The 11,682-nt window shown below is 68.2% G+C and carries 13 protein-coding genes; 8 read left to right on the top strand and 5 right to left on the bottom strand.

Annotation, left to right across the window (positions count from 1 at the left end):
* Positions 1-2 precede the first annotated feature (2 nt).
* Positions 3-920, bottom strand: coding sequence for an EamA family transporter (locus ACAM49_RS05400; RefSeq protein ID WP_369634334.1), 918 nt, complete (start codon positions 918-920; stop codon positions 3-5).
* 101 nt (positions 921-1,021) lie between these two features.
* Here ACAM49_RS05400 and ACAM49_RS05395 point away from each other — a divergent pair, with 101 nt between their 5' ends.
* Positions 1,022-1,582: a MarR family winged helix-turn-helix transcriptional regulator gene (locus ACAM49_RS05395; RefSeq protein WP_369634333.1), complete on the top strand. Its 561-nt coding sequence runs from the start codon at positions 1,022-1,024 to the stop codon at positions 1,580-1,582.
* Here the strand turns inward: ACAM49_RS05395 and ACAM49_RS05390 are convergent.
* Positions 1,542-2,480: an ADP-ribosylglycohydrolase family protein gene (locus tag ACAM49_RS05390; RefSeq protein ID WP_369634332.1), complete on the bottom strand. Its 939-nt coding sequence runs from the start codon at positions 2,478-2,480 to the stop codon at positions 1,542-1,544. The two genes, ACAM49_RS05395 and ACAM49_RS05390, sit on opposite strands and share 41 nt — an antisense overlap.
* 158 nt (positions 2,481-2,638) lie before the next feature.
* On the opposite strand from ACAM49_RS05390, the gene ACAM49_RS05385 reads away from it, so the two are divergent.
* Both ACAM49_RS05385 and ACAM49_RS05380 read left to right on the top strand, forming a co-directional pair.
* Complete coding sequence (locus ACAM49_RS05385) at positions 2,639-2,848, top strand: hypothetical protein (protein ID WP_369634331.1); 210 nt, start codon at positions 2,639-2,641, stop codon at positions 2,846-2,848.
* A gap of 9 nt (positions 2,849-2,857) precedes the next feature.
* On the top strand, positions 2,858-4,306 hold the full coding sequence (locus ACAM49_RS05380) for a flotillin family protein (protein ID WP_369634330.1): 1,449 nt from the start codon (positions 2,858-2,860) through the stop codon (positions 4,304-4,306).
* Here the strand turns inward: ACAM49_RS05380 and ACAM49_RS05375 are convergent.
* Positions 4,301-4,621, bottom strand: a complete 321-nt coding sequence (locus ACAM49_RS05375; protein ID WP_040812392.1) for a helix-turn-helix domain-containing protein — start codon at positions 4,619-4,621, stop codon at positions 4,301-4,303. The genes ACAM49_RS05380 and ACAM49_RS05375 overlap by 6 nt on opposite strands.
* A 71-nt stretch (positions 4,622-4,692) precedes the next feature.
* Here ACAM49_RS05375 and ACAM49_RS05370 point away from each other — a divergent pair, with 71 nt between their 5' ends.
* Positions 4,693-5,745, top strand: coding sequence for an LLM class flavin-dependent oxidoreductase (locus ACAM49_RS05370; protein WP_369634329.1), 1,053 nt, complete (start codon positions 4,693-4,695; stop codon positions 5,743-5,745).
* Between the two features lie 22 nt (positions 5,746-5,767).
* Complete coding sequence (locus tag ACAM49_RS05365) at positions 5,768-6,928, top strand: hypothetical protein (RefSeq protein ID WP_369634328.1); 1,161 nt, start codon at positions 5,768-5,770, stop codon at positions 6,926-6,928.
* On the opposite strand, the gene ACAM49_RS05360 is transcribed toward ACAM49_RS05365, so the two are convergent.
* Complete coding sequence (locus tag ACAM49_RS05360; protein ID WP_369634327.1) at positions 6,921-7,976, bottom strand: AraC family transcriptional regulator ligand-binding domain-containing protein; 1,056 nt, start codon at positions 7,974-7,976, stop codon at positions 6,921-6,923. The genes ACAM49_RS05365 and ACAM49_RS05360 overlap by 8 nt on opposite strands.
* 107 nt (positions 7,977-8,083) lie before the next feature.
* On the opposite strand from ACAM49_RS05360, the gene ACAM49_RS05355 reads away from it, so the two are divergent.
* Entirely contained in the window at positions 8,084-9,535 is a 1,452-nt protein-coding gene (locus ACAM49_RS05355; RefSeq protein ID WP_369634326.1) for a DUF1254 domain-containing protein, read from the top strand.
* Between the two features lie 147 nt (positions 9,536-9,682).
* Positions 9,683-10,321 (top strand): hypothetical protein, encoded by a 639-nt coding sequence (locus tag ACAM49_RS05350; RefSeq protein ID WP_369634325.1) that lies wholly within the window; start codon positions 9,683-9,685, stop codon positions 10,319-10,321.
* Between the two features lie 4 nt (positions 10,322-10,325).
* On the opposite strand, the gene ACAM49_RS05345 is transcribed toward ACAM49_RS05350, so the two are convergent.
* Positions 10,326-11,078 (bottom strand): DUF6597 domain-containing transcriptional factor, encoded by a 753-nt coding sequence (locus tag ACAM49_RS05345; protein ID WP_369634324.1) that lies wholly within the window; start codon positions 11,076-11,078, stop codon positions 10,326-10,328.
* Positions 11,079-11,144: 66 nt separating this feature from the next.
* Here ACAM49_RS05345 and ACAM49_RS05340 point away from each other — a divergent pair.
* The coding region (locus ACAM49_RS05340) for a TIGR03086 family metal-binding protein (protein ID WP_369634323.1) at positions 11,145-11,682 on the top strand (538 nt) is incomplete at its 3' end.

Below are 11,682 nucleotides of genomic sequence, written 5' to 3'. Positions count from 1 at the left end.
ACCTACCGGTGTGTCCGGGCGGGCATCGTCTGCCCGGCCACCAGTGCCACGAGGGTGACGGCGAATCCCACGGTCTGCCAACCGGTCAGGGACTCGTTCAGGAACAGGAAGCCGATGGCGGTCGCGACCAGCGGGTTGGCGGCCGAGAGCAGTGAGACCGAGGTCGGAGCCAGGCGCTGGATGCCGCGGAACCACAGGGTGTAGGCGATGACCGTGGCGAACAGGCCGATGTAGGCGAAGCCCAGGATGTTCGAGGCGGTCAGGGTGGCGGGCAGGCCCTCGATGGCCAGGGTGAGCGGTGCCAGCACCAGGCCGCCGATGGTCAGCTGCCAACCGGCCATGGTCAGCGGCGGGACCGGCGAACCCCACTTCTTGCCGAGCACGATGGCCAGGGCGACCAGGGAGATCGCGGCCAGCATGGCGGCCACGCCGACCGGATCGGGCATGGTGCTCGCGGTCATGGTCATCAGGCCCACGCCGCCGACCACCGCGACCGAGGCGAGCAGGACCGCGCGGGGCGTCCGGCTGCCGAGCAGTGGCAGGGCGAGACCGGCGACGATCAGCGGCTGCAGCGCGCCGAAGGTGGCGGCCAGGCCGCCGGGCAGGCGGTAGGCCGCGAAGAACATGAGGGGGAGGAACGCGCCGAAGTTGAGCATGGCGAGAACGGTTGTCTTCCAACACCATTCGCCGCGCGGGAGGGTGCGGGTGACGGCGAGCAGCACGAGTCCGGCGGGCAGGGCGCGCATGACGCCGGCCAGCAGCGGCCGGTCGGGCGGCAGCAGTTCGGAGGTGGCGGCGTAGACGGTGCCGAAGGCGGCGGGGGCGAGCGCGGTGAGGGCGATATCGCGGACGGAGCTCGGCACGCGGACGGGAGTGAGGGTGGTGTGTGCGGCGGCTGTGGGGTGTGCGATGGCGACCATGTGTCGCGGCTCCTCTTCATCAGGTAATCTCGATGTCGAGATAAAACCATCCGAACAATGTCGATGTCAACTCTCTCGACATCGAGATAAGGATCGATCGCATGGACAGCGTTGACCTGATCGTGGAGCTGTGGCGCGCGGAATCGCCCGATCTGGCCGATGACCTGTGGCCCGTCGGCATCGTCGGCCGCATCCAGCGCCTGGCCCGCGTCCTGGACAAGGCGCTCAAGGACTTCTACGCCGAGCACGACCTCGAGGTGTTCGAGTTCGATGTGCTCACCACGCTGCGCCGCTCGGGCCCGCCCTACGAGCTCACCGCGGGCGCGCTGCTGAAGTCGGCCATGGTCACCTCGAGCACGGTCACCAACCGCATCGACCGCATGGAGGCCAAGGGCCTGGTCGAACGCGTCCGCGACGACCGCGACCGCCGCTCGGTCCGCGTCCGCCTCACCGACCACGGCATGGAGGTCGTCGACCGCGTCTTCCGCCTGCACCTGGCCAACGAGGCCCGCATCCTGCCCGACTACGAACCCGCCGAATACGAGCACTTCACGGCCGAACTACGCCGTCTCAGCGAACATTTCGGCGATCAGCTCGACCGCGACACCGCCACGGGCACCGTTACCGGCGAAGTGACCACCAACGCCGCTTCGGATCGGTAGCGGCGCGCCGGTGCCTGGCCTGTTCGAGCCAGTCGGGCAATGGTTCTCGGGCGGCCAGCCAGGTGGGCGGTGGGCCGCCGGTGTGGGTCGCGACGATGCCGCCGACGATGGCGCTCGTGGTATCGGTATCGCCGCCCGCGGCCACGCAGGTGGCGATCGCGGCGCGGTAATCGGCGAGATGGGTTGCGGCGACCCACAAGCTGAAGGGGACGGTGTCCTGGGCGGTCACCCGGATGCCGGTGCCCAGTTCGGCGGCGGCCTGTTCGGCGGAGGCTCCGAGTAGTGCGCGGGCGCGGTGGATCAGGCTGGCCGTCTCGCTGCGGGGCAGGCGTTCGAGGACCGTGGTGATGAATTCGTCCGGGGCCGGGCGGATTCCGGTGAGGCGGGCCTGCGCGGCGGTGGCGGCGGCCAGGGCCACGGCGATCGCCCCGATGAGGCCCTCGAGATGGGCGTGGGTCACCTCGGCGGACCGGATCGCCTCCGCCACAACCCTTTCCGGGTCACCGGCGTAGAAGGCGCCCAGCGGCGCGACCCGCATGGCCGCGCCATTGCCGCACGAACCCTGGCCGCCGAAGGCGCCCGCGCTCACCTCCCGCCAGGGCGCGCCACCGCGGATACGGCCCAGCGAATCGACGGTCATGAAGCCGTAGTCGCGGCGCTGGTCGATGCGCTCGGCGAAGGCGGCGGCCAGCCGATCCTGGTCTATCGCACCGTGTTCGAGCAGTTCGGCGGCGACCGAGCAGGCCATCTCGGTGTCGTCGGTCCACTCCCAGCGGCCGGGTGGCAGCTCGCCGGTGTGGAGGTCGGTCAGCGGGCGGCGGAGCACCGGGAATTCGGCCCCGACCGCGTCACCCACGGACAGGCCGTTCAGTGCGTCGAGCATCAGGTCGGCATGCATCGAAAACGATGTTAACCACCGCACCCGACACGATTCGATCACGGTGCGAATGGTGCGAATTCGGCCGCCCGCAAGGATTTCGTAAAGATGTTGTCGGCGGTTCGGAGCGGGCCTAGCGTGTGGTTGTCGAACATCTGCGGTTCCGGGGGGTGGGGTTGATGGCGGCGGACGTGATCGGCAAATACGCGCGGGTTACGGCCGCTATCACGCCCGGCCATCTCGGCGAGGTCGTGATCGAGGTGCGGTTCGGGACCGAACGGTTCCTGGCCCGCGCCGCCGACAGTGAAGCGACGATTCCCAAGCATGCCCAGGTGCTGGTGACCGACAGTCTGGGTGGTCGCACTGTCGAAGTCGTTCCCGTGAAATGAAGGTGCATCGTGGACGTCCTGGTCTTTGTCGTGGTCGGGGCCGCAGTCCTTTTGCTGGCATTGCTGTTCACTCTGTTTCGTATGGCCTGGCGGGTCGCCGAACCCGATGAGGCGCTGATCATCTCGGGCTTCCGGGCCGGGACCGGGCCGGGCGGCTCGGGGGAGAGCATGGGGTTCCGCATCGTCACCGGGCGCGGCTGCCTGGTCGCCCCCGGGCTGACCAAGGTGCGGCGAATCTCGTTGGAGGCGCACGAATCCCAGATCGTGGTGCCGTGCGTGAGCCGCCAGAAGATCAATCTGGCGCTCACCGGGGTGGTGATGTACAAGGTCGGCGACGATTACGGCTCGATCGCCAATGCCGCCCGCCGCTTCCTGGACCGGCCCGCGGACGAGCTGGAGACCAAGGTGCAGAACGTCTTCATCGGTCACCTGCGCGCCATCGCGGGCTCGATGACCGTGGAGGACATGATCAGCGATCAGGACAAGTTCTCCGAACAGGTCCGCGACCGCTGCTCGCACGAGATGGAATCCTTCGGCCTGGTGATCGACTCGTTCCAGATCCAGTCTATTGCCAGCGAGTCGAATTACATTGCCAACCTGGCGGTTCCGCATCAGGTGGAGGTCGAGCAGCACGCCCGCATCGCGCGCGCCAAGGCCGAGCGCGAGGCCATCGCGCAGGAGCAGGCGGCCCAGGCGCAGGTGGCGCTCGCCGTCCGCGACACCCAGATCAAGAAGGCCGGATATCAGGCCGAGGTGGATCGGGCCACCAAGGAATCCCAGCAGCAGGGTCCGCTCGCCGAGGCGACCGCCCGCCAGGCGGTGGTCGAGGTCGCGACCCGGGTCGCGCAGTTGGAGGCGCAGCAGAAGGAGCAGCAGCTCCAGGTCGAGATCCGCAAGCCCGCCGACGCCGAGGCCTACCGGCAGACCACGCTCGCCACCGCGGGCCGCGACGCCCGCATCAGCCAGGCCGAGGCGGACGCGCAGGAGACCCGGCTGCGCGCGGAAGCCGCTGCGGCGCAGACGAAGATGCAGGCCATCGCCGAGGCCGAGGCCATCAAGGTGCGCGCGGCCGCGCAGGCCGAGGCGACCCGGCTCACCGGTCAGGCCGAGGCCGACGCCATTCAGGCGCGCGGGCTGGCCGAGGCCGAGGCGGTGCGCGCCCGCATGGCGGCCGAGGCGGCCGGCATCCAGCAGCGAGCCGAGGCGATGAGCAAGAACCAGGAGGCGGTGATCGCCCAGCAGGTCGCGGAGAATCTGCCGGAAATCGTTGCGGCGGCGGCCAAGCCGTTCGAGCACGTGGGGCAGTTCACCGTGCTCAATGGCGCGCAGGGTGTCACCTCGGCGCTGGCCGAGATCATCCAGCAGGCGGGCACGCTCACCTCGATGGCGCGTGAATCCCTGCTGCCCGCCCTGAAGGTCGAGCCCGCCTCCAACGGCGAGGCGAAGCTGTCCTCATAGCTCCGGTCGCGTGTGCGCCGCCGCCCATTCCTTGCTCCAGGTCAGGACGGCGGCGAGCACGGGTTCCAGCTTCGTCCCGATCGGTGTCAGGGCGTAGCGGATCTCGACCGGCCGGGCGACGGTGACCTGCCGCTCGACCACCTCCGCGGCCTCGAGCTCCTTGAGCCGCTGCGACAGCATCGCGTCGGTGATGCGCGGAATGCGTTCGCGCAGTTCGTTGAACCGGGCGGGGCCGGCCAGCAGATGCTGCAGGATCACGCCGGTCCAGCGCTTGCCGATCAGCTCGATCGCGGAATGGAAGTCCGGCTCGCTCATGCCCCCATCTTTACATGACGTAGTTACCATCACTCTTGATAGTGCACTATGAAATCTATAGTGTCGTCGATATGAGTCGGATAGAGATCGGGATCGCGTCGCTGAGCGATGTGCAACCGAGGACCGTGGACGGAACGCCACGCACCGTCGCGGAGCGGATCGAACAGATAGTGGAGCTCGGAGTGCTGGCCGATCGGCTGGGGCTGGACCACATCGGGGTTGGCGAGCATCACAACGAGGACTTCGCGGTGTCCTCGCCCGCTGTGGTGTTGGCCGCGATCGCTTCGCGTACCAAGCGAATTCGGCTGACCAGCTCGGTCACAACACTGGGGGCGCTGGACCCGGTTCGCGTCTACCAGGACTTCGCCACCCTGGATCTGCTGAGCGCGGGGCGGGCCGAGATCACTGCCGGGCGGAGCGCCTATCCGGAGCCGTTCACGCTCTTCGGCGCGGACATGGGTCGATATGACGAACTGTTCGCCGAGAAGCTGGACCTGTTGCTGCGGATCCGATCCGAGCCGACGATCACCTGGCGCGGGAAATTCCGGCCCGACCTGGACGACGCGGCCGTCACCCCGCGTGCGGTGCAGGATTCGCTACCGGTGTGGCTGGGTGTCGGCGGTACTCCCGCGAGTGCCGCTCGCGCCGGAAGGCTCGGGCTGCCAATGATTCTCGGCTACATCGGAGGCCCGTACGAACGACTGCTTCCGCTCGCCGAGATCTACCGCGAAGCGGGTGAGCAGTCCGGCCACGCGGATCGGCTCCGGCTGGGCGTCGCGCTCCACTACTTCGGTGCGCCGACCGAGGCCGCCGCCGCGGCGACCTACCCCTACTACTACGACTTCCTGCGCCCCAAACACCCCGGCGGCGGCGGATTCACCGTCACCCCGGCGCAATTCCAGCACGGCCTGCGGCCCGGCCAGCACCTCATGATCGGAACCAGCGAACAGGTCGCCGCCAAACTCGCCGAACTGCACGAGGTCCTGCGCTTCGACCGCGTCCAGGCGCTCGTGGACTGGGGTGGCCTGCCTCGGCAATGGGTCGAGGACTCCCTGCACCGCTTGGGTGAGGAGATCGCCCCGGCGCTGCGGCCGATGAGCGGGATCGCCTGTGGACGGGTGTGAATCGTCCCGGTAAGCCCGATTCATGACTCAATCGATCGGCCCGCTGCTTCCCGCGGATGAGGGTTTCAACCATCAGATCGCGGATACCTTCGGCACCGTCGCCAGCAATGATCTGTCCTGGACGGAGAAGGTGTGCGCCATGGCGGCGGCGCGGGATGGCAGTCTGCAGTTGGGATTCGGGCTCGGCAAGTACCTGAACCGCAATGTCATGGACGGGTACGCGGGGATCTCGCGCGGCGTCGAGCAGATCACCGTGCGCGGCAATCGCGAACTGCTGCCGGAACCGGATCGCACGGTCGTCGGGCCGGTGCGGTACGAGGTGGTCGAGGCGTTGAAGAGCATTCGATTCATCCTGGAGCCCAACGAGATTCAGCCGATCGCATTCGACTGGACCTTCACCGCGGAACTGCCGCCGCAACTGGAGGACCGGACGCATATGCGCACCGGCTACCGGGTGTCGGCCGATCTGGTGCGCTACCACCAGATCGGCGTCGCCTCGGGCTGGGTTGACATCGACGGCGAGCGCACCGAGATCACGCCGGACACTTGGGTTTCCACGCGTGATCACTCGTGGGGTGTGCGCTACGACGTCGGTCAGCCCCGCCCGGACGTGCAGGCGATGGAGCTGCCGCCGGAGGTGTCGTTCCGCATGATCTGGTCCCCGATCCTGCTGGAACGACCCGACGGCAGCCGCTACGGCATGCACCTGCACTACCAGATCATCGAGGTCACCGGCTATTCCTCCAAGACCGTCATGGGCGGCCTGCAATACCCGGACGGCCGCACCGTGCGCTGGCGCGACCTCACCCCGGAACTGCGCTTCCACAAGGACAATCGCCGACTGCTCGGCGGCCGCATCCACGCCACCGACGTCGAGGGTGTCACCCGCACCCTCGACATCGAGGTCGTCTCCGACACCGGCTTCCATCTCGGCGCGGGCCTCTACCACGGCTTCGACGGCCGCTACCACGGCGAATGGCAAGGCCCCGGAACGCATTTGGACGGCGAGCGCATAGCCGACTGCTCCACCTACGACAATGCCCGCCGGCTGCACCAGATCCGCGACACCGTCGTGCGTGTCACCGACCCGGTGGGCGGCGGCGTCGGCTACGGCAACTGCCAGCCCATCATCACCGGCGGCGACGCCGCGCTGGGCCTGAGCATGGACAGCAGCTTCATGTAGCTGTCGTCCGTCGAGTGTGAATGCTGTTGCGGTGGTTGGTCGCCGAGGTGCCGAACCAGCGGTGGCAGGCGCGGGAGAAGGCACTCTGTTCGCTGAAGCCCAGCAGGGTGGCGAGGCGGCCCAGGGGGAGGTCGGTGTCGCGAAGGTAGCGTTCGGCCTCGGTGCGGCGGGTCTCGTCGATGAGCTGGGTGAAGGTGATGCCCTCCTCGGCGAGGCGGCGTTGCAGGGTGCGGGGGTGGACGGCCAGCTGGGCGGCGATGAGGTGGCGGTCCACTGTGCCGGTGGGCAGGAGTTGCCGGATGAGTGCTCGGACCGGTCCGGTGATGCTGCGGCCGGGTGGCGGGGTGAGCGAGTCGAGGTAGGTCTCGACGACGGTGCGGACGGCGGTGTCGGCGGCCAGTGGGCGGAGGAGGTCCTCTGGGCGCATCAGGAAGCCGCTGAAGGGTTCGGCGAAACGCACTGGGCAGCCGAAGTATTCGCGATAGTCGTGTTCGGGTGCCAACGGGCGGTGGGGGAGATGCACCGAGATCGGGGTGTAGGTCCGGCCGATAATGGTCCGGGCCGTGCGCACCGCGATGCCGAGCGCGTGCTCGATGCTCTGCGGGTGCGGCGGCAATCCTTCGACGAGCACCCGGAATTCGCAGCGCACCGCGGAGGCTTCGGCGGGCCGTGTCATGCCCGCCGAGATCGCGGAGGTGTAGACGGCCAGATGCCGGCTCAGGGCCGCGAAGGCGGCGCCGGTGGTCGGTGCGGTGCGGGCCGCCGCGGCCAGCGGGCCGAGGATCTCGATGCCCTGGCGGGCGGCCAGCCGTCGCCCGAAATCAATGGTCCGGGTGGTTTCGGCGGCGGCTTCCAGGGCGGCCAGGACGGCTCGGAAACTCAGGAACGAGTCGTGGTCGCCGACCGCCGTGCGGGAGATCGCCATGGCGGACAGGAGCGTGTCGGGGTTCGCGCCCAGTTCGGTGACCAGTTCCGGATAGCCCTGTAGCGCGGTGCCGCGAATCAGCGCGATGTCCCCGTGAATCAAGAAGGTGTCTCCTGAAGTCAAGCCGAGCTCCGACCATGGCCCCAGTATGTAGCTAGATGTTCGCTAGATCGCGACATTCGCACCATTGTTCTTGCTGCGCTCGACAGTGAATCCAATCAGGAGGATGCGTGTTCAGCAGTTCGAAAGCCCGGCGGACCCGGGTGGTCATGGCGGTGGGACTGGTAGCCGCGCTCGCGGTGACGGCGGCCTGCTCGTCGAATTCCTCGGATTCGTCCTCGGCGACGAGTTCGTCGGCCGCGCCGTCCGCCGATGATCTGGCGGTGCAGGCCTACGTCTACAGCTATCCGCTGGTGACGATGGAGGTGACGCGGCGGCAGCAGACCAATGTGCCCGCCCCGGACCCGTCGCTGGGTGTCGCGCCGATGAATCAGCTTGCCCCGCTGAACTTCCTGCCCGACGCGAACTTCACCAAGGTCGTGCGGCCGAATGTCGACACGCTCTACGCGTCCATGCTCTTCGACGTGTCCAAGGAGCCGTTGATCGTCAGCGTGCCCGATATGCACGGGCGGTATCACCTGTTCCCGCTGCTGGACATGTGGACCAATGTCGATGCCGCGCCGGGCTCGCGCACGCTCGGCGCGAATGTGGGCGCTTACAAATTCGCGATCGTCGGCCCGAACTTCCACGGCGGTCTGCCCGAGGGTGTGCACGAATACCGGCTGCCCACCGACTCGGGCTGGATGCTCGGCCGCATCATGGTCGACGGTCCTGAGGACGTCCCGAATGTCGTCGCCATCCAGAAGGAGATGTCGATAGTCCCGCTCAGCGCGTACGGCACCGCCTACACGCCGCCGCAGACCAGCGAAACGCACCCGGACTGGCCGAAGGATGTGGAGGTCGCCAAGTACATTCACGACCTGACGCCCCAGCAGTACTGGGATCTGTACTACGACAGTCTTTCTCACAACCAGCCCCGTCCGGACGACAAGCCGTTCCTCGACAAGATGGCCACCATCGGCTGGACGCCGGACAAGAAACTCGACCTCGGCTCCCTGCCCGCCGCCGATCGCACCCGCTGGGAACAGGCATGGCCCAAGGCGCTTTCGCAGATCGAGGTCATCCCGGGCAAGGATGAGGTCAACGGCTGGAAAATCAACCGTAGCGGAATCGGCGACTACGGAACCGATTACGCCGGCCGCGCGTCCGTCGACTGGGTGGGTCTGGGCGCGAACCTGCCGCAGGACGCCATCTATCCCGCCACCACCGTCGACGCGAAGAACACCCAGCTGGATTCCGCGAACCCATACGTCCTGCACTTCGCCGCCGACCAGATCCCGCCCGTACAGGGTTTCTGGTCGCTGACCATGTACAACGATCGCGGCTTCTTCATCGACAACCCGATCAACCGCTACGCCGTGCGCGGCGAACACCTCACCAAGAACCCCGACGGCTCCGTGGACATCTACGTCCAGCGCGAAAACCCGGGTCCGGCAAAGGAATCCAACTGGCTTCCGGCCCCCGCGTCCGGCCCCTTCAACCTGCTGCTCCGCACCTATTGGCCGGGCCAGCCTGTTATCGACGGCACCTGGAACCCGCCCGCCGTCACCCGAACCACCTGACCCCCGGGGAGCCGTTCGGGCAGCTCACCTCTCCTGCCCGAACGGCCCGGGATTTTTCCGGACACGCTGAACCGCCGGGCCGGAATCCGCCGGTATCTCCGATAGCGTCGGGTCCGGTTCGTGCCACGGGGCTTTCCGGAGGAGGCGATGCGTCAGGTGCGGTGGCTTCCGGCGGTGATGCTGCCGTCGCTGCTCGTCAGCGCGCTGACGATCGGCCCGTCCGAGCTGGCCGAGGCCGGACCGGTGACGAATGCCGCGCAGATCCTCGCGCTCAATCTCGAGCAGGCCGGGGCGGTCGTCGCGCTGACCGCGGGCCGGTTTGTCGAGGACCAGGCCGGTCATGCCGTGGATGTCGTGGACGAGTCGGGGCGCTGGCTCGAGCGACTGCCATTGGCGCTGCGGGTCGACGATGAGACCCGCGCCCTGAAACTCGTGATCGACAGCGGCGGTAGACAATTGACGGCAAGCGTCGAGGGCGGACTGCGCGAGGGCGCGACCGTTGTCGCCGATCTGGTTCGACAGGGCGGTGTACTCGGTGACGCCTGCCTGGAGCGCGGACTGCCCGCCGCCGTCCTGCCCGCGCTGGTGGGCGCCATCACCGGCGCGTTGACCGGCGTGCTCGGCGGCCCGATGGGCATCGTGACCGGCGCCGCGCTGGGCGGACTCTCCGGCGCGTGGACCGGATTCACCAACGGCTGCACGCAGGGCGTGTTGGAGGCCGTCCAGCCCACCGGATTCGACGGTCGGCTGCCGGTCCATCGCCTACGCCAGATCGAGGCGATCTGAACCGCTAGTACCGCTGGCGGTAGTACTCCGGTGATTCGCCGAAGATGGATTTGAAGTCGCGGATGAGGTGGGCCTGGTCGGCGTAGCCGAGTTCGGCGGCGAGGGCCGACCAGCGGGGTTCCTCGCCGCGGGCCAGGCGTTCGGTCAGGTCGTGGAGGCGGTAGCGGCGGATCACCCATTTGGGCGGGACGCCCACGTGTTCGGCGAAGGCGCGTTGCAGGGTGCGGATATTCACGCCGAAGCGGTCGGCCAAGGTCGCGACGGTGGTGACGCCGGGGTCGCCGATGATCGCCCCCAGGGCGGCCTCGGCGATCGGCGCACCGTCCGGCTGCGGCCGGGCGGAGGCCGCCAGGCAGGCGCGGAGGTAGTCCTCGATCGCGGCGATGGTCGGTGCCTCCGGGGGAGCGGCCGGAAGGCATTGGGACGCAGCCAATTCCCGGTCGGTGATGGTGGTGAGCGGGGCGTCGAGGAAGGGGCGGAAACACGCCGGGCGGAAGGCGACGCCGATGACCTGGCCGTCGCCCGCCAGGACCCTGGTCTGATAGCGGGTGCGCACACCGTTCACGACGGCACCGCCGTCACCGAAGGTGAGATGCACATTGGGCAGCGGGACGATCAGCTGACGGTAAGGGGTTTCGTAGTGCCACTCGACCGTCCAGAAATGATCGACGTACGCCGCGAGATCGGGTGAGGGGGCGATGCGGTCGTGGCGTTGCGAACGCCGCCACGCACCGGCCAGCTCCCGGGAATCTCTCACCGCCGAACCGGATTCTGTCGCGTTTGTTCAATCCTCCGGCCCGGGGCGGTTGCTTGACTCGAAGGCATGAACCCCAGCGAACTTCCCGCCCGCGCCGCACAAACCATGGTCACCATTATCGACGCGATCAAGCCCGATCAGCTGGACGCTCCGACCCCCTGCCGGGAGTTCGACGTCCGCGCGCTGATCAGCCACCTGCTGCACTGGAGCCCCGTACTGGAAGGGGCCGGTAACAAGCAGCCCACGCCCGCCCCCGACGGCCCCGAGACCGGCCACACCCCCGACGACTGGCCTCGCGCCCTCGAATCGCGAGTCACCGCCACCGCGGCCGCCTGGAGCGTCCCCGAGGCGTGGACCGGTTCGGCCCCCTTCGACACCGGCGAACTCCCGGCCCACCTGGCGGGCGGCATGGTCCTCACCGAATTGGTCATCCACGGCTGGGATCTGGCGAAAGCCACCGCCCAACAACCGATCTGGGACCCGGACCTGCTCGCCTACCTCTACGAGGAGGTCACGAACACCGCCGAAACCGGCCGCCAAATGGGCATTTACGGCCCCGAAGTCCCCGTCCCCGCCGCCACTCCACCATCATCCTCGGTGTCGG

Source organism: Nocardia sp. JMUB6875 (assembly GCF_041154655.1).
In the GTDB taxonomy this organism is placed as follows: Bacteria; Actinomycetota; Actinomycetes; order Mycobacteriales; family Mycobacteriaceae; genus Nocardia.
This window is presented reverse-complemented; position numbering and strand designations above follow the sequence as displayed.

Coding starts and splice junctions, on each gene's coding strand:
- ACAM49_RS05365 (WP_369634328.1), top strand. CDS start 5,768: ATGACTCAATCGATCGGCCCGCTGCTTCCCGCGGATGAGGGTTTCAAC.
- ACAM49_RS05370 (WP_369634329.1), top strand. CDS start 4,693: ATGAGTCGGATAGAGATCGGGATCGCGTCGCTGAGCGATGTGCAACCG.
- ACAM49_RS05400 (WP_369634334.1), bottom strand. CDS start 920: ATGGTCGCCATCGCACACCCCACAGCCGCCGCACACACCACCCTCACT.
- ACAM49_RS05385 (WP_369634331.1), top strand. CDS start 2,639: ATGGCGGCGGACGTGATCGGCAAATACGCGCGGGTTACGGCCGCTATC.
- ACAM49_RS05375 (WP_040812392.1), bottom strand. CDS start 4,621: ATGAGCGAGCCGGACTTCCATTCCGCGATCGAGCTGATCGGCAAGCGC.
- ACAM49_RS05350 (WP_369634325.1), top strand. CDS start 9,683: ATGCGTCAGGTGCGGTGGCTTCCGGCGGTGATGCTGCCGTCGCTGCTC.
- ACAM49_RS05395 (WP_369634333.1), top strand. CDS start 1,022: ATGGACAGCGTTGACCTGATCGTGGAGCTGTGGCGCGCGGAATCGCCC.
- ACAM49_RS05390 (WP_369634332.1), bottom strand. CDS start 2,480: ATGCATGCCGACCTGATGCTCGACGCACTGAACGGCCTGTCCGTGGGT.